Raw genomic sequence first — 255 nt, 5'->3', positions numbered from 1 at the left:
AAGCGTACCGGAGTCTGCTAATCAGGTATGGTCAATGGATTTTATGCATGACCAACTCCGGGACGGGCGAACGATCAGGCTGTTGAACGTTATTGACGACTTTAACCGTGAAGGGCTTGGGATTGAGCTAGACTTCTCGCTTCCAGCCGAACGCGTGGTGCGAACACTGGAGCAAATCATCGAGTGGCGTGGCTGCCCGCAAGAAATTCGCTGCGATAACGGCCCGGAATACATAAGTGCCAGGCTCTTATCGTG

The 255-nt window shown here is 52.9% G+C and carries 1 protein-coding gene; it reads left to right on the top strand.

The genetic code is table 11. From position 1 onward, the window contains the following. Positions 1–255, top strand: a 255-nt coding sequence (locus V6C16_RS14805) for a DDE-type integrase/transposase/recombinase (RefSeq protein ID WP_333543638.1), incomplete at both ends; no start/stop codon positions are given.

The organism is Desulfovibrio sp. 1188_IL3213 (assembly GCF_036763145.1).
Lineage (GTDB): Bacteria > Desulfobacterota > Desulfovibrionia > Desulfovibrionales > Desulfovibrionaceae > Desulfovibrio.
This window is presented reverse-complemented; position numbering and strand designations above follow the sequence as displayed.